This is a genomic window from Variovorax sp. GW821-FHT10C12 (assembly GCF_059415405.1).
Genome location: NZ_JBWKNE010000001.1, coordinates 1 through 24,440 on the forward strand (window position 1 = coordinate 1; position 24,440 = coordinate 24,440).

At 66.2% G+C, this 24,440-nt stretch carries 22 protein-coding genes, 1 other RNA gene and 1 pseudogene; 6 read left to right on the forward strand and 18 right to left on the reverse strand.

Annotated features, from left to right (window positions below):
* The 14 genes and pseudogenes from AC07OH_RS00005 to gyrA all read right to left on the reverse strand — a co-directional run.
* A pseudogene (locus tag AC07OH_RS00005) lies at positions 1–200 on the reverse strand (C4-dicarboxylate ABC transporter permease); the annotation flags it as partial.
* 21 nt (positions 201–221) lie between these two features.
* Complete coding sequence (locus AC07OH_RS00010) at positions 222–755, reverse strand: TRAP transporter small permease (protein ID WP_492729291.1); 534 nt, start codon at positions 753–755, stop codon at positions 222–224.
* 3 nt (positions 756–758) lie between these two features.
* Entirely contained in the window at positions 759–1,727 is a 969-nt protein-coding gene (locus AC07OH_RS00015; RefSeq protein ID WP_495299143.1) for a TRAP transporter substrate-binding protein, read from the reverse strand.
* Between the two features lie 162 nt (positions 1,728–1,889).
* Entirely contained in the window at positions 1,890–2,222 is a 333-nt protein-coding gene (locus AC07OH_RS00020) for a ComEA family DNA-binding protein (protein ID WP_492681434.1), read from the reverse strand.
* A 137-nt stretch (positions 2,223–2,359) separates the two neighbouring features.
* A complete protein-coding gene (gene lapB / locus AC07OH_RS00025) occupies positions 2,360–3,538 on the reverse strand; it encodes a lipopolysaccharide assembly protein LapB (protein ID WP_495299144.1) in 1,179 nt (392 codons plus the stop codon).
* Positions 3,528–3,863 (reverse strand): LapA family protein, encoded by a 336-nt coding sequence (locus AC07OH_RS00030; RefSeq protein ID WP_495299145.1) that lies wholly within the window; start codon positions 3,861–3,863, stop codon positions 3,528–3,530. The genes lapB and AC07OH_RS00030 overlap by 11 nt, the downstream gene beginning before the upstream one ends.
* Before the next feature lie 46 nt (positions 3,864–3,909).
* Positions 3,910–4,236: an integration host factor subunit beta gene (locus AC07OH_RS00035; RefSeq protein WP_056582668.1), complete on the reverse strand. Its 327-nt coding sequence runs from the start codon at positions 4,234–4,236 to the stop codon at positions 3,910–3,912.
* Positions 4,237–4,316: 80 nt separating this feature from the next.
* Positions 4,317–6,005 (reverse strand): 30S ribosomal protein S1, encoded by a 1,689-nt coding sequence (gene rpsA, locus AC07OH_RS00040; protein WP_062468664.1) that lies wholly within the window; start codon positions 6,003–6,005, stop codon positions 4,317–4,319.
* Positions 6,006–6,237: 232 nt separating this feature from the next.
* Positions 6,238–8,256, reverse strand: coding sequence for a bifunctional 3-phosphoshikimate 1-carboxyvinyltransferase/cytidylate kinase (locus AC07OH_RS00045; RefSeq protein ID WP_495299146.1), 2,019 nt, complete (start codon positions 8,254–8,256; stop codon positions 6,238–6,240).
* 1 nt (position 8,257) lies between these two features.
* On the reverse strand, positions 8,258–9,151 hold the full coding sequence (locus AC07OH_RS00050; protein WP_354347787.1) for a prephenate dehydrogenase: 894 nt from the start codon (positions 9,149–9,151) through the stop codon (positions 8,258–8,260).
* An 18-nt stretch (positions 9,152–9,169) separates the two neighbouring features.
* Positions 9,170–10,291: a prephenate dehydratase gene (gene pheA / locus AC07OH_RS00055; protein WP_153285328.1), complete on the reverse strand. Its 1,122-nt coding sequence runs from the start codon at positions 10,289–10,291 to the stop codon at positions 9,170–9,172.
* Between the two features lie 24 nt (positions 10,292–10,315).
* Positions 10,316–11,446, reverse strand: a complete 1,131-nt coding sequence (serC, locus tag AC07OH_RS00060; protein ID WP_495299147.1) for a 3-phosphoserine/phosphohydroxythreonine transaminase — start codon at positions 11,444–11,446, stop codon at positions 10,316–10,318.
* Positions 11,447–11,452: 6 nt separating this feature from the next.
* A complete protein-coding gene (locus AC07OH_RS00065; RefSeq protein WP_495299148.1) occupies positions 11,453–11,989 on the reverse strand; it encodes a DUF2059 domain-containing protein in 537 nt (178 codons plus the stop codon).
* Between the two features lie 50 nt (positions 11,990–12,039).
* Positions 12,040–14,685 carry a DNA gyrase subunit A gene (gene gyrA / locus AC07OH_RS00070; RefSeq protein WP_495299149.1) on the reverse strand — a complete coding sequence of 882 codons (2,646 nt, stop codon included), beginning with the start codon at positions 14,683–14,685 and terminating at the stop codon, positions 12,040–12,042.
* Between the two features lie 224 nt (positions 14,686–14,909).
* Here gyrA and ompA point away from each other — a divergent pair, with 224 nt between their 5' ends.
* From ompA to ssrA, 4 genes are all read left to right on the forward strand, one after another.
* The gene (gene ompA, locus AC07OH_RS00075) at positions 14,910–15,563 is read left to right on the forward strand and encodes an outer membrane protein OmpA (protein WP_099795932.1); all 654 of its coding nucleotides are present in this window, start codon (positions 14,910–14,912) and stop codon (positions 15,561–15,563) included.
* Positions 15,564–15,692: 129 nt separating this feature from the next.
* On the forward strand, positions 15,693–16,421 hold the full coding sequence (gene ubiG, locus AC07OH_RS00080) for a bifunctional 2-polyprenyl-6-hydroxyphenol methylase/3-demethylubiquinol 3-O-methyltransferase UbiG (RefSeq protein WP_495299150.1): 729 nt from the start codon (positions 15,693–15,695) through the stop codon (positions 16,419–16,421).
* Positions 16,418–17,095 (forward strand): HAD family hydrolase, encoded by a 678-nt coding sequence (locus tag AC07OH_RS00085; protein ID WP_495299151.1) that lies wholly within the window; start codon positions 16,418–16,420, stop codon positions 17,093–17,095. The genes ubiG and AC07OH_RS00085 overlap by 4 nt, the downstream gene beginning before the upstream one ends.
* Positions 17,096–17,107: 12 nt before the next feature.
* Positions 17,108–17,494: a transfer-messenger RNA gene (gene ssrA, locus AC07OH_RS00090) on the forward strand.
* 147 nt (positions 17,495–17,641) lie between these two features.
* Here ssrA and AC07OH_RS00095 read toward each other — a convergent pair.
* Both AC07OH_RS00095 and AC07OH_RS00100 read right to left on the reverse strand, forming a co-directional pair.
* Positions 17,642–18,616, reverse strand: a complete 975-nt coding sequence (locus AC07OH_RS00095; protein WP_495299152.1) for a Bug family tripartite tricarboxylate transporter substrate binding protein — start codon at positions 18,614–18,616, stop codon at positions 17,642–17,644.
* Between the two features lie 58 nt (positions 18,617–18,674).
* Positions 18,675–19,994, reverse strand: coding sequence for an arylsulfatase (locus AC07OH_RS00100; RefSeq protein WP_495299153.1), 1,320 nt, complete (start codon positions 19,992–19,994; stop codon positions 18,675–18,677).
* A gap of 82 nt (positions 19,995–20,076) precedes the next feature.
* Between AC07OH_RS00100 and AC07OH_RS00105 the strand changes: the two genes are divergently transcribed.
* Positions 20,077–21,027: a LysR family transcriptional regulator gene (locus AC07OH_RS00105; protein WP_495299154.1), complete on the forward strand. Its 951-nt coding sequence runs from the start codon at positions 20,077–20,079 to the stop codon at positions 21,025–21,027.
* A 22-nt stretch (positions 21,028–21,049) separates the two neighbouring features.
* Here the strand turns inward: AC07OH_RS00105 and AC07OH_RS00110 are convergent, their stop codons facing one another.
* Positions 21,050–22,267: an MFS transporter gene (locus AC07OH_RS00110; RefSeq protein WP_495299155.1), complete on the reverse strand. Its 1,218-nt coding sequence runs from the start codon at positions 22,265–22,267 to the stop codon at positions 21,050–21,052.
* Positions 22,268–22,378: 111 nt separating this feature from the next.
* Between AC07OH_RS00110 and AC07OH_RS00115 the strand changes: the two genes are divergently transcribed.
* A complete protein-coding gene (locus tag AC07OH_RS00115) occupies positions 22,379–23,317 on the forward strand; it encodes a LysR family transcriptional regulator (RefSeq protein WP_495299156.1) in 939 nt (312 codons plus the stop codon).
* A 253-nt stretch (positions 23,318–23,570) separates the two neighbouring features.
* On the opposite strand, the gene AC07OH_RS00120 is transcribed toward AC07OH_RS00115, so the two are convergent.
* Complete coding sequence (locus tag AC07OH_RS00120; protein ID WP_495299157.1) at positions 23,571–24,419, reverse strand: PhzF family phenazine biosynthesis protein; 849 nt, start codon at positions 24,417–24,419, stop codon at positions 23,571–23,573.
* Positions 24,420–24,440: the final 21 nt, after the last annotated feature.

The following is a 24,440-nucleotide window of genomic DNA, read 5'->3' on the forward strand; positions in this document are numbered from 1 at the left end:
AGCGGCAGCGCCGCCAACTCCCAGCTCGCGTTGCTTTCCCAGAAGGCCGAGAACAGGTTCTTGCCGGGCAGCGTGTTCGTGAAGAAGGCCTGGCCGACCCAGCCGACGATGGCCAGGGTCATGGCGATCCACACGCCACCGGCGAGCAGCAACAGCATGATGCCGAGCAGCAGCGCGCCCATCAGAAGGGTTTCGAGCATCGGTGTCTTTGTTGTTGTCGTTCAGACGTCGGAGGAGAAGTCACCTGCGGCGTGCCGCTCTTCGACCGCGCGCTGGTAGCTGGGCTTCTCGCCGCGCACCACGCCGACGAGTTCATCGACCATGGCGATCAGCAGCAGCCAGCAGCCGATCACGAAGCTCGACTGCGGAATCCAGATCGGGATCACGAGCAGGCCCGTGGCCATCTCCTTGAACTCGTAGCTTTCGTAGGTGAAGCTGGTGGCCCAGTAGGTCAGATAGGCGACCGAGACAGCGGCGACCAGCAGGCAGGCCACGTCGAGCACGCGGCGCACCTTGGGCGGCACGGCATCGAGCAGCAGCGTCACGCGCACGAAGTCGCCGTGGCGAAAGGCGTGCGCCATCGCGAAGAAGGCCGCCGCCGCGCACAGCCAGGCCACTGCGTCGTTGAGCCCGCTCACGTGCCAGTTCATCTGGCGGCCTACGCCTGCCACGATCATCAGCACGAAGATCAGGAAGACGCAGAACGCACCCAGCGCGCCTGCACCGTCGTACAGGCGGTCGAGGAAGCGGCGCACGGCTTACTTCTTCTTGTAGGTATCGACGATGGACGCGCCGTCCGCACCGGCGGCCTTGAGCCAGTCGGCCTGCATGATGCCGCCGACCTGGCGCATGTCGGTGTCCAGCTTGGGCGAGGGCTTGTGGATCTTCATGCCGCGCTCGGCCAAGAGGCGCTTGTACTCGTCGTTTTTCTCCTGTGCCACCTTCCAGCCGCGTGCTTCTGCGTCGGCGGCGGCCTTGGTCACGGCGGCCTTGCCGGCGGCGTCGAGCGCATCGAAGGCCTTGGCGTTGACCAGGATCGCGTTCTTCGGAATCCAGGCCTGCGTGTCGTAGAAGTTCTTGATGTGCTCGAAGGTCTTGGTGTCGTAGCCGGTGGAGCCCGAGCTCATGTAGCTCTCGATCACGCCCGTGGCCATGGCGGCACTCAGTTCGGCCTGCTGGATCTGCACGGGCTGTGCACCGATGAGCTCGGCGATCTTGGCCGTGGCCGGGCTGTAGGCGCGCCACTTGATGCCGCGCAGGTCGGCCACCGAGCCGATCTCCTTCTTGGTGTAGATGCCCTGCGGCGCCCACGGCACCACGAACAGCACCTTGATGCCTTGCGCGGCCAGCAGCTTGTCCATCGCGGGCTTGGACGCGTCGTAGAGCTTGCGGGCCTCGGGATAGGTGGTGGCCAGGAAGGGCACGCCGTCCAGCGCGTAGATCGGGTTCTCGTTGGCGTAGTTGGCCAGCAGGATCTCGCCGGCCTGGGCCTGGCCGCTTTGCACGGCGCGCTTGATCTCGGGCGCCTTGAACAGCGACGCGTTCGCATGCACCGTGATCTTCAGCTTGCCGCCGGTGGCCGCGTCCACGTCTTTGGCGAACTGCGTGATGTTCTCGGTGTGGTAGTTGGTCGCGGGGTAGGCGGTGGGCAGGTCCCACTTGGCTTGCGCAAAGGCGGCGGCGCCAAGGGTGAGGCCCGCCAGGGCAATGCCGAACTTGTGATTCATGGACGCGCTCCGGAATGTAGTCAAAGCTGAATGAAAGAAAAGCATACGTGCAAATTCCGGGCCATTCGCTGAGGCATTTCCCTGCCATGTGGTGTCGATGCGGCACCAGCTGCGGGCATGAAAAAACCGCCTCGAGGGCGGTTTCTTCGTTTCAGCGTGAGGTCACTGCTTGGCGGGTTTCGCCTCGGCCACCTTGGCGGCCTTGCCTGCCTTGGCCGGTGCCGCCGCGCCGTTGAAGCTCTGGCCGTTGACCGTCAGGCCTTCGGCCGACAGCTTGGCCGCGCTCTTTTCCTTCACGCCCTTCACGCGCTGCATGAGGTCGGGCCAGTCCTTGAACTCGCCTTCCTTGCGCGCGTCGAGGATGCGCTTGGACAGCGAGGGGCCGACGCCCTTGAGGCCGTCGAGGTCGGCCGCGCTGCCCTTGTTGGCGTCGACGGCAGCGAACGAGACGGCCGCGAAGCACATGGCGAGCGTGGCGATGATTTTCTTGAACATGGTGAAAACTCCCTCTTCAATTGTTGGTATGGCTAAGCCGACAGGAATATCGGCTTCGGCTCAACGAGAGGGCGCGCGCGGCAGTTGACGTGAAAACGGGGCCCTGGGCCCCGTGTGACGATTGTTCAGAACCGTGGTCAGAGTTCTTCCACGCGGCGCGGCGGATAGCTGTCCCAGGCCTGGCAGCCGGGGCAGTGCCAGAAGTACTGGTGAGCCTCGAAGCCGCAGGCCGCGCAGCGGTAGCGCATGAGCGGACGGGTGGCCTGGTCGAGCGCGCGTTGCACCTGTGGGTGGAACTGCTCATGCTCGAAGCGCTCGCCGGCCAGCCAGCGCGACGCCGCCACGAGCGAAGGCTGGTGCGCGAGGTGGGCGATGTAGCTGTCGCGCGGCGTGGGGGCTTCGGTGGGCGTGTCCGAGGGCGTGGCGTCGGGTGTGCCGCCGAGCGCGATCATCGCTTCGAGCACGTCGATCGACGGCGACTCGGCATAGCGCCGCTGCAGCAGCGCCAGCGCCTCGCCTTCGCGCTGCGCGGCCACGGCGGCCTTCTGCAGCGACGCGGCATACAGCGGCAGTGCCAGCGGCGCCGTGTCGCTGAGCCCTTCGAGCGTGTCGAAGGCCGCGGCGGCTTCGCCGTTGCGCAGCTGCAGGGTGGCGGTGTCGATGGCCGGGCGCGGGGCCTGCGGCGCCAGCGCGCGGGCCTGCGTGAGCAGGTCGCCGGCGCCCTGCAGGTCGCCGGCCGCGACGTGTTCGTTGGCCTGCTCGCACAGGTGGTGGGCGCGGCGCGTGCTGTAGCTGGCCTGGTCGGACTCGTCGAGCTTCTGCGCCACGTCGGCGGCCTGCGCCCATTCGCGCGAGCGTTCGTAGATGGCCAGCAGCGCGAGCCGGGCCTCGTTCTCGTAGCGCGTGCCCTCCAGCTTCTGCAGCGCCGCTTCGGCGCGGTCGAGCAGGCCGGCGCGCAGGAAGTCTTGCGCCAGCGCGTGCTGCGCGCGCTCGCGGTCGGCACGGCTCAGGTCGCCGCGGCCCAGCAGGTGCTCGTGCACGCGCACCGCGCGCTGGTACTCGCCGCGGCGGCGGAACAGGTTGCCGAGCGCGAAGTGCAGCTCCTGCGTGTCGGGGTCGTTCTGCACGGCCTCGATGAAGGCGTCGATGGCCTGGTCCTGCTGCTCGTTGAGCAGGAAGTTCAGGCCGCGAAAGTAGGCCTTGGGCGCCTGCCGGTTCTCGAGCTTGAGCTGGCGGATGTCGAAGCGCGATGCGAGCCAGCCCAGCACGAAGGCGACGGGCAGGCCGATCAGCAGCCAGCTGGGATCAAAGTCCATGTTGACGTACGGCGGGAAGGTCGGTGGCGGAGATGGACGGCGTTGCCGCGGAGGCGGTCGCAGTGGCCAGCGGTGCGGGCAAGGGGGCTTCGGTGGTCGCAGGCACTTGCGCCGCGGCGGCGCGGTGTTTCCACCAGCCGGGCAGCATGCCCAGCGCACCGACCACGAGCCCGCCGGCAAAGGCCGCGAGCACGACGAGCACCAGCGGCGCGCGCCAGTGGGTTCCGAAGAAGAAGTAGACGGTCGCGTCGTGCTGGTTGTTCAGCGCGAAGGCGAAGAGCGTAAAAAAAATGGCTGCCTTGAGCAGCCACAGGAGGTACTTCATAGCTGTTCCCGTTGCCGGGAGCATTCTACGTTTGCATTCATTTGCATCAGGCCTTGCGGCCTGCGGCTTCCTTGCCTGCATCGAGCTCGGCGGTCTTCGCGTCGACGGCTTCGCGCAGTGCCTTGCCCGGCTTGAAGTGCGGCACGCGCTTCTCGGGGATCTGCACGCTCTCGCCCGAACGCGGGTTGCGGCCGATGCGCGGCGGACGGCGGTTGACCGAGAAGCTGCCGAAGCCACGGATCTCGATGCGGTGGCCGCGCACCAGCGCGTCGCTCATCGCGTCCAGGATGGTCTTGACGGCGTATTCGGCATCGCGGTGCGTGAGCTGTGCGAAACGGGCGGCGAGTTCTTCGACGAGGTCTGAGCGGGTCATAGGCCAAACATAAACGAAAAACGTGGACGAAAAAAAAGACAGAGCGGCCCCAGGGGCCTGCCTCTGTCTTCGGACTCAGCTTACTTGTTGTCGCTGTTGTCGAGCTTGGCGCGCAGCAGGGCGCCCAGGCTGGTCGTGCCCGCGTTTTCGCGTGCCGACTGCTGGCTCAAGCTGGCCATGGCGCCTTGTTCGTCGACCATGTCCTTCTGCTTGATCGACAGCTGGATGTTGCGGGTCTTGCGATCCACATTCACCACGATGGCCGTGACTTCGTCGCCTTCCTTGAGCACGTTGCGGGCATCTTCGACGCGGTCGCGCGAGATTTCCGAAGCACGCAGGTAGCCGATGATGTCTTCGCCGAGGTCGATTTCAGCGCCGCGGGCGTCCACGGTCTTGACCTTGCCGGTCACGATCTGGCCCTTGTCGTTCACGGTGGTGAACGTGGTGAACGGATCGCTGTCGAGCTGCTTGATGCCCAGCGAGATGCGTTCGCGGTCGACGTCGACAGCCAACACGATCGCTTCGACTTCCTGGCCCTTCTTGTAGTTGCGAACGGCGGTTTCGCCGGTTTCGTTCCACGAGAGGTCCGAGAGGTGCACCAGGCCGTCGATGCCGGCAGCCAGACCCACGAACACGCCGAAGTCGGTGATCGACTTGATCGGGCCCTTGACGCGGTCGCCACGCTTCGTGTTCTGAGCGAACTCTTGCCACGGGTTGGCCTTGCACTGCTTCATGCCCAGGCTGATGCGGCGCTTGTCTTCGTCGATTTCCAGGACCATGACTTCGACTTCGTCGCCCAGCGAGACGATCTTGTTCGGAGCGATGTTCTTGTTGGTCCAGTCCATTTCGGAGACGTGCACCAGGCCTTCGATGCCGGGTTCGAGTTCGACGAACGCGCCGTAGTCGGCAATGTTCGTGACCTTGCCGAACAGGCGGGTCGATTGCGGGTAGCGGCGCGAAACGCCCATCCACGGGTCGTCACCCATTTGCTTGAGACCCAGCGAGACACGGTTCTTTTCGGTGTCGAACTTGAGGATCTTGGCGGTGATTTCCTGGCCGGCCTGAACGACTTCGCTCGGGTGGCGGACACGGCGCCATGCCATGTCGGTGATGTGCAGCAGGCCGTCGATGCCGCCGAGGTCCACGAACGCACCGTATTCGGTGATGTTCTTGACCACGCCGCGCACGACTGCGCCTTCCTTCAGGGTTTCCATCAGCTTGGCGCGTTCTTCGCCCATGCTGGCTTCGACCACGGCACGGCGCGACAGCACGACGTTGTTGCGCTTGCGATCGAGCTTGATGACCTTGAATTCGAGGGTCTTGTTTTCGTACGGGGTCAGGTCCTTGATCGGACGCGTGTCGATCAGCGAACCCGGCAGGAACGCGCGGATGCCGTTGACCAGAACGGTCAGACCGCCCTTGACCTTGCCGCTGGTGGTGCCGGTGACGAAGTCGCCCGATTCCAGGGCCTTCTCGAGGGCGAGCCACGAAGCCAGACGCTTGGCGGTGTCGCGCGAGAGGATGGTGTCGCCGTAGCCGTTTTCAACGCTGCCGATGGCAACGGAAACGAAATCGCCGGCCTGGACTTCGAGTTCGCCCTTGTCGTTCTTGAACTCTTCGATCGGCACATACGCTTCGGACTTCAGACCGGCGTTGACGACGACGTGGTTGTGTTCGACACGCACGACTTCGGCCGTGATGACCTCGCCGCTGCGCATTTCGGAACGCTTCAGGGACTCTTCGAATAGGTCGGCAAAAGATTCAGACATTTATGGTTCCTTCCGTCAGGCAGGGTTGGCAGGCGCTCTTGCGAAATTGCGTGCGGCTGCTGGAGGTCTGTAGACGGCGGTTAGGTTGTGGGCGTGAGCCCGGTTGGTTGAACAACCAGCAGGCCGGTGCGCTGTCGCGCGGAAGGAGCCTGCTGGAGCGGTAGACGCCACCCGGAACACCCGGGAGACGCAAGCCTTTCAAGCGGACTTGAAAGGCTGCACTTCAATCCGCTCAAGCGGACTTGAACGGTTGAATTTCTTGCCACCAGTTCAACACCGTGTCGATCGAGTGTTCGATGGACAGCTGGGAGTTGTCGAGGTGGCGAGCGTCCTGCGCCGGCTTCAGAGGGGCGACGCTGCGGGAAGAGTCCCGGGCGTCACGTGCTTCCAAGTCGGAGCGAAGACTGTCGAGTGTAGTCGAAATACCCTTTGAAATCAACTGCTTATGCCGCCGTTCGGCGCGCTGGGCGGCACCCGCCGTGAGGAACACCTTGAGCGCCGCGTCGGGGAAGATCACGGTGCCCATGTCGCGCCCGTCGGCCACCAGGCCGGGCAGGCGGCGAAAGCGGTGCTGCAGGTCTTGCAGCGCCTCGCGCACGGCGGGCAGCGCGGAGACGCGCGAGGCGTCCATGCCGGCGGCTTCAGTGCGGATGTCGTCGCTCACGTCTTCGCCGGCCAGCAGCACTTTGCCCTCGGTGAACTGCAGGGGCAGGGCCGCGGCGAGGGCGGCGATCTGCGCTTCGTTCGCGGCCGTGGCCTCCAGGCCGGCGCGGCGCGCAGCAAGCCCGGTCACGCGGTAGAGCGAGCCCGAGTCGAGGTAGTGGTAGCCCAGCAGGCGCCCCACCTCGGCGGCCAGCGTGCCTTTGCCTGAGGCGGTCGGGCCGTCGATGCAGATCACGGGCACTTCGGCAGCCTCGGCCACCGAGAACAGGGTTTCGAAGTAGTCGGGGAAGGTCTTGGCGACGCAGTGCGGTTCGAGGATGCGCACCGGCACGCCGGCCGGATTGAAGGCCGCGAGCGAAAAGCACATGGCGACCCGGTGGTCGTCATAGGTGCGGATGCTGGCAGGTCGCCAGCCGGCGGCGGGTAGGGGGTGGACGCGGATGAAATCGGGCCCGGCCTCGACCGTGGCGCCGAGCTTTTGCAGCTCGTTCGCCATGGCGTCGATGCGGTCAGTTTCCTTCACGCGCCAGCTCGCGATGTTGCGCAGCGTGCTGGGGCCGTCGGCGTACAGCGCCATGACGGCCAGCGTCATGGCGGCGTCGGGGATGTGGTTCGCGTCGAGGTCGATGGCCTTCAGGGGCCAGGCGCCGCGGCGGATTTCGAGCCAGTTCGGGCCGCTGTCGACCCGCGCGCCCATCTGTTGGGCGGCGTCGATGAAGCGGATGTCGCCCTGGATCGAGGCCGCGCCGACGCCTTCGATGCGGATGCCGTTCTGGCCCGAAACGCCCGTCGAAATGGCGCCAAGTGCTATGAAATAGCTAGCAGACGACGCATCCGCCTCGACGTGGATCTCGCCCGGCGAGCTGTAGCGGCTGCCGGCGGGAATGGTGAAGCGCTCCCAGCCGTCGCGCTGCACCGCGATGCCGAAGCGCGCCAGCAGGTTCAGCGTGATCTCGATGTAAGGCTTGGAAATCAGCTCGCCAACGACCTCGATCACGATGTCATTGGCCGCCGCAAGCGGCAGCGCCAGCAGCAGGGCGGTCAGGAATTGGCTCGACACGTCGCCGCGCACGCGGATCGGTGCGCCGAGCGCCAGCTCGTCGTGCGACACGGGGTGGATGCGCAGCGGCGGGTAGCCGGGGTTGCCGAGGTAGTCGATGCGGCAGCCCAGCTGCGTGAGTGCGTCGACCAGGTCGCCGATGGGGCGCTCGTGCATGCGCGGCACGCCGCTGAGTTCGAACTCGCCGCCGAGCAGCGACAGCGCCGCCGTCAGCGGACGCATGGCGGTGCCGGCGTTGCCCAGGAACAGCGGCAGCAGCGTCGCGCCCAGCGACGGCGGCAGCTGGCCGCCGAGGCCTGTGATGCGCAGCGAACTGCCGGCCGGTTCGATGCCGCAGCCCAGCGCGCGCAGCGCGTCGAGCATCACGCGCGTGTCGTCGGAGTCGAGCAGGTCATGGATCGTGGTGGTGCCGCTGGCGAGCGCAGCCAGCAGCAGCACGCGGTTGGAGATGCTCTTGGAGCCCGGCAGCCGGACCGTGCCGGCGGCGCCCGCGAGGGGCGGAAGGTCGAGGAAAGCGGTCGAGAACATGTCAGCTGTCCTGCTGGGCCAGAGCGTCGGTGCTCGAATTCGGCCGCCAGGCGGCGCGCGCCTTGCTGGCGGCGGCGATGGATTGCTCCAGGCCTTGCAGGTCGCCGGCGGTCATCAGCGTCTCGAGGTCTTCCAGCGCCTTGCGGAAGGCCTGCGACTGTTGCAGCACCTGCTCGCGGTTGGCGAGCAGCACGTCGCGCCACATGACCGGATCGCTGGCGGCGATGCGCGAGAAGTCGCGAAAGCCCGGTCCCGCGAGGCTCAGGAAGCGGTCGCCCTGCGGCTGGCCGGTAAGCGCGTTGGTGTACGCAAAGGCCAGCAGGTGCGGCAGGTGGCTCACGGCGGCGAAGGCCGCGTCGTGCTCTTCGTGCGTCATGGTGACGACGTTGGCACCGATGCCGCTCCACACCTGCGAGGCGCGCTGCACGTTCGAGCGCAGCGTGGTCTTGACGGGGGTCAGCACGACCTGGCGGCCGGTGAACAGCGACGCTTCGGCGTGCTCGATGCCGGAGACTTCCTTGCCGGCGATCGGGTGCGCCGGCACGAAGTTCGCGAATTGCTTTTGCAGGCCGTTGCGCGCGGCTTCGATCACGTCGCCCTTGGTCGAGCCGACGTCCATCACCAGCGTGTCGGCCGAAATGCCGTGACGGATGGCCTTGAAGGTGGCTTCCGAGGCGGCCACCGGCACAGCCAGCAGCACGAGGTCGGCGCCTGACACGGCCAGCAGCGCCGACGGCGCCGCCACATCGATCACGCCGAGCTGGCGCGCCCGCTCGGTGGTGGAGGGCGACTTGCTGTAGCCGACCACGCGTTTCACCAGCTTCGCGCGCTTGAGCGCGAGCGCAAAGGAGCCGCCCATGAGGCCGCAGCCGATCAATCCCAGTTGCTCGAACATCGCGTCGGTCCGTTCGGCTCAGGCTTTGATCGGGTAGGCGCCGAGCACCTTGTAGAAGGCGCAGAGGCCGCGCAGTTCGGCCAGCGCCGCCGCCACGTTGGGCTGCGAGGGGTGGCCGTCGAGGTCGATGTAGAAGTAGTACTCCCACTGGCCGGTGCGCGCGGGGCGCGACTCGAAGCGCGTCATCGACACGTTGTTGGCCTTCAGGGGCACCAGCAGGTCGTGCACCGCGCCGGGGCGGTTCGGCACCGAGACGATGAGGCTCGTGCAGTCCTTGCCCGAGGCCGGCGGCATGGCCAGTGTCTGCGGCAGGCAGATCACCGAGAAGCGGGTGCGGTTGTACGAATCGTCCTGGATGGCGTGCGCCACGATGTGCAGGCCGAAGCGGGTGGCGGCGCGTTCGCCGGCCAGCGCGGCCCAGGCCGGGTTGGTGGCCGCGAGGCGCGCGCCTTCGGCGTTGCTCGACACGGCACGCCGTTCGGCATTGGGCAGGTGCTTGGACAGCCAGGTCTGGCACTGCGCCAGCGCCTGCGGGTGGGCCAGCACGGCCTCGACGCCTTCGAGCGAATTGCTGCTGCGCATCAGGTGGTGGCGCACCAGCAGGCTGACTTCGCCGACGACGTGGGTGGGCGAGTGCAGGAACAGGTCGAGCGAGCGCGTGACCACGCCTTCGGTCGAGTTCTCGACGCCGACCACGCCGTACTGGGCGCTGCCCGCGGCGGTGGCGTGGAACACTTCGTCGAAGCTGGCGCAGTAGATCAGGTCGGCGGCGCCGCCGAAATACTCGATGGCGGCCTGTTCGCAGAAGGTGCCTTCGGGGCCGAGCACGGCCACGCGTTGGGGCGATTCGAGCGCCAGGCAGGCCGACATGATCTCGCGCCAGATGGCCGCGACATGGAGGTCCTTGAGCGGACCGCCATTGCTGCTTTGCATCTTGTCGATGACCGCGGCGACGCGGTCGGGGCGGAAGAAGGGCGTGCCTTCGCGCTTCTTGACCTCGCCGACCAGCTCGGCCACATGGGCGCGCTCATTGAGCAGGCTCAGGAGTCGTTGGTCGAGCGAGTCGATCTGCACGCGCAGATCGGCCAGGCTTTCGGAATTGTCGGGGGAGGTGGGTGGTGTGGGGGCAGAGGCGGTCATCGGTGCGAGCAACAGGGCATGCGCCTACGCATGCGATCGCTCGAATTCTCTCATGTAGGCCACCAATGCCTGCACCCCTGCCAGCGGCATGGCGTTGTAGATGCTCGCGCGCATGCCACCGACCGACTTGTGGCCCTTGAGCTGCAGCAGCCCGGCTTCGCGCGCACCGGCCAGGAAGGCTTCGTTGCGGCCCTCATCAGCCAGGAAGAACGGCACGTTCATGCGCGAACGGCAGTTGGCATCGATGCGGTTGGCGTAGAAGTCGGAGCCGTCGATGAAGTCGTACAGCAGCGTGGCCTTCTCGACGTTGCGCTGTTCCATGGCGGCGATGCCGGTGAGTTCGCCTTCCGTTTGCTGCAGCAGCCACTGGAACGTGAGCCCCGCCATGTAGATGCCCCAGGTCGGCGGCGTGTTGTACATGGAGTGGTTGTCGGCCACGGTCTTGTAGTTGAACGCGCTCGGGCAGATCTCGAGCGCGTGGCCCAGCAGGTCGTCGCGCACGACCACGATGGTCAGGCCGGCAGGGCCGAGGTTCTTCTGGGCGCCGCCGAAGGCCAGGCCGACGCGGCTCCAGTCGACGCTGCGCGAGGCCACGTGCGACGAAAAATCGATGACCAGCGGCGCCTTGCTGCCGAGCGCGGCCAGGTCGGGCAGTTGCTGGAACTCGATCCCGTTGATGGTCTCGTTGCTGCACACGTGCACGTACGAGGCATCGCCGGACAGCTGCCAGCTCGCGGGATCGGGCAGCTTCGTGTGCTGGTTGTAGGCATTGCTCGCGGCCACGCGGGCTGTGCAGTAACGCTGCGCTTCCTTGTGCGACTTGGCGCTCCAGCTGCCGGTGACGACGAAGTCGGCGGCGGCGCCGCGCGACAGGTTCAGCGGCACGATGGCGTTCTCGCCAAGGCCGCCGCCCTGCATGAACAGGATGTGAAAGTGCGAGGGGATGGCCAGCAGCGTGCGGATGTCGGCTTCGGCCTGGGTGCAGATGGCACCGAATTCCTTGCCGCGATGGCTCATCTCCATCACGCTCATGCCGCTGCCCTGCCAATCGAGCATCTCGGAAGCGGCGCGTTGCAGCACCGCCTCCGGCATGGCAGCCGGACCGGCCGAAAAGTTGTAGGGGCGCTTGCCGGCCGGCGTCTGCTGCTGGGTCACGTTGCTTTACTTCTTGGCGGGAGCCTTGGCGGCGGGCGCCTTGGCGGGAGCTGCTGCTGCACCGTCGGTCGGAGCACCGAGGGCCTTGGCGACGTTGGTGTCGAGTGCGCGCATCTTGGGTTCGATGGTGGCGCGGGTTTCGGTCACCAGCTTTTCCGTCAGAGCGGTCTGCATCTTCGGGTTCAGTTCCTGGTACTTCTTGCTCAGGGGCGAGTTGATCCAGGCCAGCAGCTGCTTGAGCTCGTCTTCGCTGAAGTTCTGCTCGAGGATGGGGGTGAGTGCGCCCGGCGCAATTTGAATGGCCTTGTCGCGCACGAGCGGGTAGGACTCGTCGAAGTACTTCTTCAGTTCGGCGTCAGCGGCCTTGGCGGCGGATTCGCGCTTGGCTTCGGGCACCTGGGTCTGCAGGTACTGCGAGCCGGCTTGCGCGATGGGGGCGCTCGACTGCTCGATCAGGCCGCGTGCCAGCGATTCGATGCCGGGGCGCTGGATCTCGATGAACTGCTTGATCAGCGTGGCCTTGTCCTGGGCCATGGCGGCCATGGACGATCCGGCGAGAGCTGCGGTCAGGAGTGCGAGCTTGAGTTGTTTTTTCACTGAGGATTCTCCGTTGAAGATGTGGAAGTGTCGTCTGCGTCCGGCTCGCTTTCGCCGACCGCGTCGTTTTCGACGATGCGTTGAAGCCCGCTGAGTTTGGCGCCTTCGTCGAGCCCGATCAGCGTGACGCCTTGCGTCGCCCGACCCAGTTCGCGAATCTCGGCCACTCGGGTGCGCACGAGCACACCCTTGTCGGTGATGAGCATGATCTCATCGTCCGCATGAACGAGCGTGGCGGCAACGACCTTGCCGTTGCGCTCACTCTGTTGAATCGCGATCATGCCTTTGGTTCCGCGGCCATGACGCGTGTATTCGGTAATGCTTGTGCGTTTTCCGTAACCATTTTCGGTGGCGGTGAGCACGCTCTGCTGTTCATCCTCGGCCACCAGCATGGCGATCACGCCCTGGCCCGGCTCCAGCGACATGCCGCGCACGCCGCGGGCGTTGCGGCCCAGCGGGCGGACGTCTTCTTCGTCGAAGCGCACGGCCTTGCCGTTGTCGCTGAAGAGCATCACGTCGTGCTTGCCGTCGGTGAGCGCCGCGCCGATGAGGTAGTCGCCTTCATCGAGGTTCACGGCAATGATGCCGCCCTTGCGCGGGTTGCTGAACTCGTCGAGCGCCGTCTTCTTGACCGTGCCCATCGAGGTTGCCATGAACACGTACTGGTCGGCCGGGAAGTTGCGCTTCTCGCCGGTGAGGGCGAGGGCGACGTTGATCTTCTCGCCTTCCTGCAGCGGGAACATGTTGACGATGGGGCGTCCGCGCGAGCCGCGCGAACCCGCTGGCACTTCCCACACCTTGAGCCAGTACAGGCGGCCGCGGTTCGAGAAGCACAGGATGTAGTCGTGCGTGTTGGCGATGAAGAGCTGGTCGATCCAGTCGTCTTCCTTCGTCGCCGTGGCCTGCTTGCCGCGGCCGCCGCGTTTTTGTGCGCGGTACTCGCCCAGCGGCTGGCTCTTGATGTAGCCGCTGTGCGAGAGCGTGACCACCATGTCGGTCGGCGTGATCAGGTCTTCGGTCGAGAGGTCGTACGCGCTGTGCTCGACCAGGCTGCGGCGGGCGCCGACCTTCGACTGGCCGAACTCCTGCTTGATCTCGCCGAGTTCGTCGCCAATGATGATCGAGACACGTTCGGGCTTGGCCAGGATGTCGAGCAGGTCGTCGATCTCGGCCATGACGTCCTTGTACTCGGCGACGATCTTGTCCTGCTCAAGGCCGGTCAGGCGCTGCAGACGCATCTGCAGGATTTCTTGCGCTTGCGTTTCCGACAGGCGATACAGGCCGTCGCCGCCCATGCCGTACTCGCGCTCGAGGCCTTCGGGGCGGTAGTCGTCGGCGTTGATCACGCCGCCGTCGGCGCGCGAACGCGTGAGCATCTCGCGCACCAGCTTGCTGTCCCAGCTGCGGGTCATGAGCTCGGCCTTGGCGACCGGCGGGGTGGGCGACTCACGGATGATGCGGATGAACTCGTCGATGTTGGCCAGCGCCACTGCCAGGCCTTCGAGCACGTGGCCGCGCTCGCGGGCCTTGCGAAGCGTGAAGACGGTACGGCGCGTGACCACTTCGCGGCGGTGCTGCAGGAAGACCTCGATCAAGTCCTTCAGGTTGCACAGCTTGGGCTGGCCGTCGACCAGCGCCACCATGTTGATGCCGAAGGTGTCCTGCAGCTGCGTCTGCTTGTAGAGGTTGTTCAGCACCACCTCGGGCACTTCGCCGCGCTTGAGCTCGATCACCAGGCGCATGCCCGACTTGTCGGATTCGTCCTGGATGTGGCTGATGCCTTCGATCTTCTTCTCGTGCACCAGCTCGGCCATGCGCTCCTGAAGCGTCTTCTTGTTGACCTGGTAGGGGAGCTCGTCAACGATGATCGCCTGGCGCTGGCCGCGGTCGATGTCCTCGAAGTGGCACTTGGCGCGCATCACGACCTTGCCGCGACCGGTGCGGTAGCCGTCCTTCACGCCATTGATGCCGTAGATGATGCCGGCGGTGGGGAAGTCGGGCGCCGGCACGATTTCCATCAGTTCGTCGATGGTGGCCTGCGGATTGCGCAGCAGATACAGGCACGCATCCACTACTTCATTCAGGTTGTGCGGCGGGATATTGGTGGCCATGCCGACCGCAATACCGCCGGAGCCATTGACCAGCAAATTCGGCAGCTGGCTGGGTAAAACTTTCGGTTCTTTTTCGGAGCCGTCGTAATTGTCCTGAAAGTCGACAGTTTCCTTGTCGATATCGGCCAGCATTTCGTGCGCAATTTTGGCCAGCCGGATTTCCGTATAACGCATTGCCGCTGCGTTGTCGCCGTCGACCGACCCGAAGTTGCCCTGGCCGTCGACCAGCATGTGGCGCATGGAGAAGTCCTGGGCCAGCCGGACGATGGTGTCGTAGACCGACTGGTCGCCGTGCGGGTGGTACTTACCGATCACGTCACCGACGATACGGGCCGACTTCTTGTACGGCCGGTTCCAGTCGTTGTTGAGCTCGTGCATCGCGTACAGCACGCGCCGGTGCACCGGCTTGAGGCCGTCGCGGGCGTCGGGAAGCGCCCGGCCAACGATCACGCTCATGGCGTAATCGAGGTAGCTGCTGCGCATTTCCTCTTCGAGACTGATGGGCAGGGTTTCTTTGGCGAAGGAGGTCATGAGCTAGAGGCTGGCGGCAGGAAGGCGAAATTTTACGCTGTGAGGGGTGTCGCACCGCCGCAACACAAGGGCTCTATTCCGCCTCCGTCCTACGCTTCGGGGGCGTCCAGCGGCCTGTTTGCCAAAGACCCTATGGCACAATCGTCTCAACGTTTTGGGTGGTGGTCACTTAAAGCGTCCTTGATTCGCAGCGCGGCTGCGGCTTTTTCCCCAAGAGGAGAACCATGAAGAAACTGAATAAAGTGGCGATGATGTTTGCAGTCGCTGCGCTCGCCACTGCCGCCGGCGCGCAGACCCGTGTCACCGCTGCGAACGGCGGTCCTACGATCGACAACTGGCAAAACGGCACCGGCGAACTCGTCTGGAAGAACGGCACGAACGAACTGTGCTGGCGCGATGCCAACTGGACGCCCGCAACGGCTGCTGCCGGTTGCGACGGCGCTCTGGTTCCGGCTGGCCCCGCTGCTGTGGCGCCTACCGCTCCTGGCGTGGCTCCCGTGGCTCCCCCGGCTCAAGTCGCTGCTTCGAAGGTCACCTTCGCTGCTGACGCCTTCTTCGACTTCGACAAGTCGGTTCTGAAGCCCGAAGGTCGCGCCAAGCTGACCGACCTGGTCGAGAAGATCCGTGGCGTGAACCTCGAAGTCATCATCGCTGTGGGTCACACCGACTCCATCGGTACCGACGCTTACAACCAGCGTCTGTCGGTGCGTCGCGCCGAAGCCGTCAAGGCCTTCCTGGTCTCGAAGGGCATCGAACGCAACCGCGTCTACACCGAAGGCAAGGGCGAGAAGCAGCCAGTGGCTGACAACCGCACCAAGGAAGGCCGCGCCAAGAACCGTCGCGTGGAAATCGAAGTGGTTGGCACCCGCGCCAACTGATCGATCGATTCCATCGACGAATGAAAACCCCGCCTCGGCGGGGTTTTTTTATGCCTGCCGAATTTGCGGTGGTGCCTGAAGCAAGCCCATTGCTTTCGAGTCGGGCTTTGCTCGCTTCATAATTGCCCTATGACAGAAAACGTGAATGCAGACCCGGCCGAACTGGCCAAGTTTTCGGAGCTTGCACACCGGTGGTGGGATTTGGAGAGCGAATTCCGCCCGCTGCACGAAATCAATCCATTGAGACTCGAATGGATTGACGGTATTGCGCCTATTTCGGGCCAACGTGTGGTCGATATCGGTTGTGGCGGCGGCATCCTGGCCGATTCGATGGCGCGCAAGGGCGCCGACGTGCTGGGCATCGACCTCGCGACCAAGGCGCTCAAGGTGGCCCAACTGCACGCCCTCGAAGCCGGGACGCGCGGCGTCAAGTACCGCGAAGTCAGTGCGGAGGCACTGGCGGCCGAGCAACCCGGCAGCTTCGATGTCGTCACCTGCATGGAAATGCTGGAGCACGTGCCCGACCCGGCGTCGGTGATCCAGGCCTGCGCCACCCTCGTGAAACCGGGCGGCTGGGTGTTCTTCTCGACCATCAACCGCAACCTGAAGGCCTTCATGCTGGCGATCGTGGGTGCCGAGTATGTCCTGGGCATGCTGCCGCGCGGCACGCACGAGTACCCCAAGCTGATCCGCCCCAGCGAGCTGGCCAGCTACTGCCGCGCCGCGAGCCTGGACCTGCGTCACACACGGGGCATGGAACACAACCCGCTGACCCGGCGCTACTGGCTCAGCGCCGACACCAGCGTGAATTACTTGTTCGCGACCCAGAAGCCGGCGCTGCCGGAGGCGCAAGGATGATGAAGATCGGGAACGCGACCACGCAGGCCATCCTGTTCGACCTCGACGGCACGCTGATCGACAGCGCACCCGACCTCGGCGCAGCCGCCGACAAGATGCGCACCGACCGCGGCCTGGAGTCCTACCCACTGGAGCGCTACCGCCCGATGGCTGGCGCCGGCGCGCGCGGCATGCTCGGCATCGCATTCGGCATCACACCCGATGCGCCCGAGTTCGACGCGCTGCGCGAGGAGTTCTACGTTGCGTACGAGCGCCGCATGCTGCTCAACACCCTGGTGTTCGAGGGTGTTGCGCCGCTGATCGAGGCGATCCGCGAGCGCGGCCTGCGTTGGGGCGTGGTCACCAACAAGTCGGCCCGCTTCACTGATCCGCTGACCGGTGCGATGCCGCTCTTCGCAAGCGCGGGCGCGATCGTGAGCGGCGATACCACGCCGTTCGCCAAGCCGCACCCCGAGCCGCTGCATGAGGCGGCGCGCCGCCTTGGCGTGGCATCAGAGGCCTGCATCTACGTGGGCGACGACGAGCGCGACATCATCGCGGGCCGCGCTGCGGGCATGGGAACCGTGGCCGCGACCTACGGCTACATGGGTTCGCAGGCCGATGCGGCGCTCTGGGAGGCCGATGCTTCAATCTCTTCACCCCTTGAGCTCTTGAAGTTACTCAATAGCGCCTAAAATGGGACGCTTGGGGCTGCACTGGTTTCGACGTGGGTTCGGAGTCGCAGCGGGGCATGTCGAGCTGAATGCGCTCGTAAAACAGATTCAAACAAACTAACTGCAAACGACGAACGTTTCGCACTCGCTGCTTAATTGCCAGTGAGCTTTGCAACAGCAGGCCGATGGGCTGGGCAAGGGGGTGACAGAGCAATCTGAATCCTCCCGGCTGCAAAGATAATTACATGGGCTGGCTCCGATCCGGGTACCTTGGGTCGGGGCGAGAAAATAGGGTGCTGGCGTCCGGTTTAGCGTGTGACTGCGCGACTCCGGAAGCGAGACTTAAATCAGATCACTACACATGTAGAACTGCGCGATGAAGGCTTGCGGACGGGGGTTCAAATCCCCCCAGCTCCACCACACAACGACTAGGGCGTTCACTGAAATTCAGTGAATGCCCTTTTTCATTGGCCAGGCGGCTGTCGGTTCTGCTTCGCCGCCTCACTCGGGATGTCTGCGTCTGGATGACGACCCCTGCAGTCCCGTCGATGGGGCTCACTCCACGCCCTAGTCGATCGTGATCTTGTTCTTCTTCACAAGGTCTGCCCAGCGCAGCATGTCGGTGTGGATGTAGTCGGCGGTCTGCTTCGCGCTGCTGGCTTCGGGAAACATGCCGACGTTCTCGAAGCCCTTCATGACCTCCGGGTCCTTCAAGGCTTGTGCCACTGCTTCGTTGAGGCGATCGCTTCGGTCTGCCGGGAGGCCCGTGCGCGCAGCGAGGACGAACCACTGACTGGCTTCGAAGTTGGCGATGCCGGCTTCCCTGAGTGTCGGCACCTCGGGCAAGGAGGCGGAGCGGGTCGCCGTGGAGACCCCATACGCCTTGAGCTTGCCGGACCTGATGTGCGGCAGCACGGGCGTGATGCCCAGTACGGCCAAGGGGATCTGTCCGCCGATCACGTCGGTCACCGCCTGGTTGCCGCCCTTGTAGGGCACATGCGTCATCGTCACGCCTGTCAGTGCCTGGATGAGTTCTCCGGTCAGGTGCTGGCCGGTGCCGTTGCCGGAGGAGCCATAGCTGTACTTGTCCGGGTGGGCCGATGCGTCTGCGAGCAAGGCCTTGAGGTCCTTGGGCGCATCGGGCCGTGCCGGTCCCACGAGGACGGTGGAGCCTTTGGCGAGCATGGCGATGGCGCTCATCTCCTTGCCGATCTGCGGCATCGGGATGCTCGTGAGCACCGGGCCGGGAACCGTCACCAGGGTGTAGCCGTCGGCGGGCTGGGTTGCCACGTATCGCAGCGCAAGCGAGCCCGTGGCACCGGGCTTGTTGTCGACCACGATGGGCTGGCCGAGCGTCGCTTCCAGCTTGCGGGCGACAAGGCGCGTGACGACATCGACGCTGCCGCCGGGCGGGTAGCCGACGACCCAGGTGATCGCTCGAGCGGGGTACTTCTCTTGCGCGAGCGTCGCAGAAGACGCCAGCGCCATGAGTGCGCAGAAGATCAGAAAGAGGCCTCGACGGCCGCCTGGATGCTTGGACATGGGGTGAGCCTTCTGGGAGGGTGGAGAGATGCTCGAGCGCGTCGGGGAGTCCGCGGCCTCAGTCTGGCGCTCCCGGCGCCGTGTGAGGATGTGCTGTCGCACTCTGATGAAAGGCGCGGACCATCCGCTGGATCGGCCCCAGGACCCACGTGTTGTAGACCAGCACATCCGACTCCTCCTTGGGGTCGCGCGTGATGTTGAAGAGATAGGGCGACTCGAGCTTGCCCTTGCCTTCGTTCACCTCGGGCTCCCAGTAGAAGTGCAGCTTCCAGTCGCGCCATTTCACTGCGCGCAGTTCGTTCTTGATGTGGAAGAGAAAGCCCTCGCGCAAGGACTTCTGTTCGCCGAGGAAGAAGGGCATCTGATCGATGCCATCGATCGGCCTGTCCTCGGGAATGCGGGCGCCGCCCGCGCGTGCCAGCGTGGAGAAGAGGTCGGTGACGTGCACGATCTCGTTGCTCACCCGGCCCGCGGCGATCTTGCCCGGCCAGCGCACGATGCACGGCACGCGAAGGCTGCCTTCCATGGCCGTGTGATAGGTGCCGCGCCAGGGGCCGGCCGTGCCGCGGTACGGAGCGCGGAACTCGGGGCCGTTGTCGCTCGCGAAGATGAAGAGGGTGTCTTCCGACAGGCCGAGGCGCTCGATCTCGTCGACGACCTGGCCCACGCGGTGGTCCATCTCCACCATGGAGTCGGCGAAATCGCCATGGCCGGTGCGGCCCGCGAAATCGCGGTGAGGCAGGGTGGGAAAGTGCAGGTGCGTGAGCGGCAGGTAGAGGAAGAACGGCTTCTGTGCCGCGTGGTTGCGCTGGATGAATTCAAGGGCCCGGTTCGTCAGCGTCTCGTCGATGCGCCGGCGCGAATCCAGGTTGTATTCCTCCACGTTCTGCGAAGGCGCACCCGCACGGCCCTGCATGATGTACGGGATGTCCGCCACGCTCGGGTCGTAGCCGACGCTGGCCGTGAACTGGCTCTCGTCCGTGGTGCGCGGAATGCCGTACCACTCGTCGAATCCCCGGTCGCTCGGGAAGCGGCCTTGAACATCGCCCAGGTGCCATTTGCCGTAGTGCGCCGTCGCATAGCCCTGTGCCGAGAGCAACTGCGCCAGCGTGATCTCGCGGCGTGCCAGGCCCTGGGGCAGGCCGGGCGGCACCGATTGCAGGCAGCCCGTGCGGATCGGATGCCGCCCGCTCATCAGCGCGGAGCGCGTCGGCACGCAATCGCTCTCGACATTGAAGTTCTGCAGCAGAAGGCCTTGGCTGGCGAGCGCGTCGATGCGGGGCGTGGGAGCGCCCCGCAGCGCCCCGCCGCCGTAGCAGCCGAGCTCGCCCCAGCCGAGGTTGTCGGCCAGGATGAGAACGATGTTGGGTGGGTTCATGGAGGGACTCATTGCGACTGCAGTCTAGGAACGGCTAGGATTCGGGTGTTTCTGTTTAGGAAGTTTTCGTTAACTTTTATTCATGTCCCTCTCGGCACGCGACCTCGACTACTTCCTGGAAGTGGCGCGCCATGGGCAGCTGGCCCGCGCGGCAACCAGCCTGACGGTGACGGCCGCGGCGCTTTCCAAGGCGATCCGTCGGCTGGAGGACGAGATGGGGCTCGGTCTCTTCGAGCGCTCGGGCCACGGCATGACGCTCACGCCGTTCGGCGTTGCGTTCCACGAACGTGCGCAACGCATGAAGTCCGAGCACGACGAGGCGCTTCGCCATGCGGGCGACGTCCGCGCAGGACGTGCCGGGCTCATCCGTGTGGGCGCGACGCTGGCGGTTCTGGATGCCGTGCTCTCACCGGCGCTTGCGGCCCTGCAGCCCCGTCGCCCGGGCATGCATGTGCGCCTGGAAGTGGCGTCCTCGGACGAATTGATCGACTGGACGCGCCAGGGCCTGCTCGATGTCGCCGTGATTCCGACCTACGAGTCGATGCCGCACGGCCTGGTGCATGAGGACCTCCTGACCGATGCGCTCGTCGCCGTGGCGCGCGTGGGGCATCCGGTCTTTGCGCGTCGCCGTCTCACGATGGGCGATCTGTCGAAGTTTTCCTGGGTGCTGCCGTCCGTTCATTCGGCTGCACGCGCGAAGCTGGACGGGGTATTTCGCTCTGCGGGCGCGACGCCGCCGCAAGGCGCGATCGAGGTGCACTTCAATGCGTCCTGGTCGCTGCCGGTGCTTGCCGCGACCGATCTGATGGGCATCGTCCCGGTCTCCGTGCTTGCACTGCCCCATGCGCGTGGCGTCAAGGTGATTCCCGTCGACGCGCTGTCGATCCCGAGGCGCATCTCGCTTTTTTCACGCCCGAATACTTATCGCTCCCCACTCCTCGAGGAGTTCGTCCAGGCGCTCAAGGCACTGGCGCCGACGCGCGCCGGCATGGCGAAGCAACGCGGCGCGCAAGGACCGGCTGGCCCTCGCTGAGGTCGTCGTCCACCTGGCGCGACTACGTTGCCTGGCGCGGCCAGAGCCGCACCGCCAGCGCGGCGGCGGCCGTGGTGGTCGCCAGCACCGTCACGCCGGCCCAGCCCCAAGAAGCGAGCACCAGCGCGCCCAGCGCCGAGCCGGTCGCCATGCCGATGAACATGCTGGTGAACAGCACGGCGTTGAGTCGGCTGCGCGCACCGGGCTCGATGCCGTAGACGATCGTCTGGTGGGCGATCAGCGCCGCCTGCATGCCCAGGTCGAAGCCGACCGCGGCCAGCGCCAGCAGCCACAGCTGCGCATGCGGCGCCATCAGCGGTGCCAGCCCCATGGCCGCGAACGACACCAGCGCCAGCCCCGCGCCCAGGCGCGTCACCAGCTCCGGTCCGCGCCGGTCGGCCAGGCGCCCGGCCAGCGGCGCCGCCAGCGCGCCCGCCGCGCCGGCCAGGCCGAAGGCGCCTGCCGCCGCGCTGCCCAGGTGGAAGGGCGCGCCGTGCAGCATCACGGCCAGCGTCGACCAGAAGGCGCTGAATCCCACGGCCAGCAGTGCCTGGGCCAGCGCCGCGCGGCGCAGCGTGCCGTGGCGCGACCACAGCGTGCCCAGCGAGCCGAGCAGGGCGCCGTAGGCCAGGTGCGTGGTCGGCCGAAAGCGCGGCAGCCCGCGCCAGGCCGCGGCGCCGACGAGCGCGATGCTGGCCGCGGCCGCGATGAACATCGCGCGCCAGCCGAAGTGCTCGGCCACGAAGCCGCTCACCACGCGCGACAGCAGGATGCCCAGCAGCAGCCCCGTCATCACCGTGCCGACCGTCTTGCCGCGCGTGGCGTCGGGCGCCAGCGTGGCGGCGGCGGGCACGAGGTCTTGCGCCATCGTGGCCGCCAGCCCGATCGCGAGGCTGGCCGCGAGCAGCACGCCGATCGACGGTGCGGCGCCGGCCACCAGCAGCGCGGCGCACAGCGCCGCCGCCTTGATCAGCACGATGCGGCGCCGGTCGAAGCGGTCGCCCAGCGGCGCCAGCAGCAGGATGCCCAGCGCATAGCCCAGCAGCGTGAGCGTGGGAATGAAGCCCACCGCACGGGTGGAGGCGCCGATGTCGGCGCCCAGCACCCCGAGCATCGGCTGCACGTAGTAGAGCGACGCCACCGACAGGCCGGCGCCGGCGGCCAGCAACAGGATCAGCGAGGCCGGCAGGTCGTGCCCCTGCGCCGTGTCCGGTGCATGCGTAGTTTGAATGGAAGACATGGTGTTAACCCTCGATTATCGAAGCAAGGGTTGGAATGTGCCCGCTGGGGTCTTGGCTTGGTAGTCCCGTGGATCGCACAATGCCCATACGCCAAACGCATGAACAAGGCCATGTCAACTTCACCTGCCGTCGACCGCATCGAGCTGATGCAGACCTTTCTTCACATCGTCGAGGCCGGCAGCCTGTCGGCCGCCGCGCTGCAGATGGGCGCCACCCAGCCCACCGTGAGCCGTCGCCTGCAGGCGCTGGAGCGCTCGCTGGGCGTGCGGCTGCTGCGCCGCTCCACGCACGCCATGAAGCTCACGGAAGACGGCGAGCGTTGCTACGAGCGCGCCCGCGAGCTGATCGCCGACTGGCACGCCTTCGAAGCCGACGTGCGCGGTGTCGGCGACGAGCCCGAGGGCACGCTGCGCGTGGTCGCGCCGCATGCGCTGGGCCAGCTGCTGCTGGTTGGTCCGCTGGCCGAGTACCTGCGCGCCTATCCGCGCGTGTCCGTCGAATGGCTGCTGAACGACCGTCGGCCCGACTTCATCGCCGAAGGCGTCGACTGTGCGATCCAGGTCGGCGAGATGACCGACGCGATGGCCGTGGCGGTCAAGGTCTCGGAGGTTCCGCGCGTGGTGGTCGCGGCGCCCTCGCTGCTGGAAGGCCGCTCACCGCCCGCGCACGCAGCGGAACTGGCCGAGCTGCCGTGGCTCGCGCTGCGCACCTTCTATCGCAACGAGGTGTTGCTCACGCACCGGCCGACCGGCGAGATTGCGCGCGTGCCGATCCGTCCGCGCATGAGCACCGACAGCCTTTACGCGCTGCAAAGCGCGGCGCGCATGGGCCTGGGTGCCTGCCTGGGTTCGGCCTGGCTGCTGAACGAAGACATCGCCGCCGGACGGCTGGTGCAGCTCGTGCCGCAATGGCATGTGGCGCCGCTGCCCGTCTACTTGACCTACCCGCACACGCGCTTTCAGCCGGCGCGCCTGCGCCGCTTCATCGAGATGATGCGGCTTGCGTTGGCCGACCCGACGGGCCGGGTCTGGGAGGCCCGCGTGGCCTGAGCGAGGCCGGGTCGCTGGCGTCCTCGTGCGCCCGGCCGATGGTCATCCTTGGCCCGTGGCCTTTTCCTTGCGATGAGCGCGCCTGCCTTTTCGCGACGGGCGATGGAAGGTGACAGCGGTCGGCATCGAGGCGTTTCCCTGAGCTACTTTTTTCTTCCCCTTGCCTCTACCAGCGCCGAACCGCTGTCGAAAAGTAGTGTGCGCAACGCAGGTGAAGTCAGAGTGAAGTCTGTGCAGGCCTTGCGTGAACGGATCAGAGGCCGTCCAGTTCGCCCTTGACGTGCGTGCGCGTGTCGCCGCCGACCCAGACCTGGCCGGCGCCGTCGTGGGTCAGGTGGATGCGGCCGTGTCGGCCCAGGCGCGTGCCCTGCGCGGCGACATAGTCGTCCCGTGCCACGCCCGTGGCGAAGAGCCACTGCGCGAGCGAGGCATTGAGGCTGCCCGTGACGGGGTCTTCGACGATGGCGCCCAGATGGTCGGTGAAGAAGGCGCGCACTTCGAAGGCCGCGTCGCCGCCCTCTGCATGAGGGCCGACCACGCCGACGTCGATGCGTGTGGGCCAGCGTCGGGCCGGCTCCAGAGACAGCACCTTGTCGGCCGACGCCAGCCGGATTCCCAGCCAGCCGGGGCCGTTGTCGATCCAAGCCGCGTCCTGGATGTCGTCGGCTTCGAGGCCCAGCAGCCGCCGTGCGTTGTCGAGTTCGGCCGGGGTCGGCGCGCCTGAGCGGATCAGCGGCGGCGCGGCGAACGCGAGCCGTCCCTGGTCGCGCCGGATCTGGACCAGCCCCGCGCCGCACTCCTGCGTGATCACCGTGGCGTGCTGCTCGGGCGCGCCCGGGCCCGAGAGCCAGGCGTGGCAGCTTCCGAGCGTGGGGTGCCCTGCAAAGGGCATCTCCCGATCCAAGGTGAAGATCCTCACGCGGTAGTCCGCCTCCGGGTGCGTGGGTGCGAAGACAAACGCGGTTTCCGAGAGGTTGAACCAGCGCGTCAGCTGCTGCATGTCGTGCGTGGCGAGGGCGTCGGCGCCGGTGACGACCGCCAGCGGATTGCCCGAGAGCGGGCCGGCGCCGAAGACGTCGACCATGTGGACGGTGATGCTCATGCGTTCGGTCTTTCGCTGGGA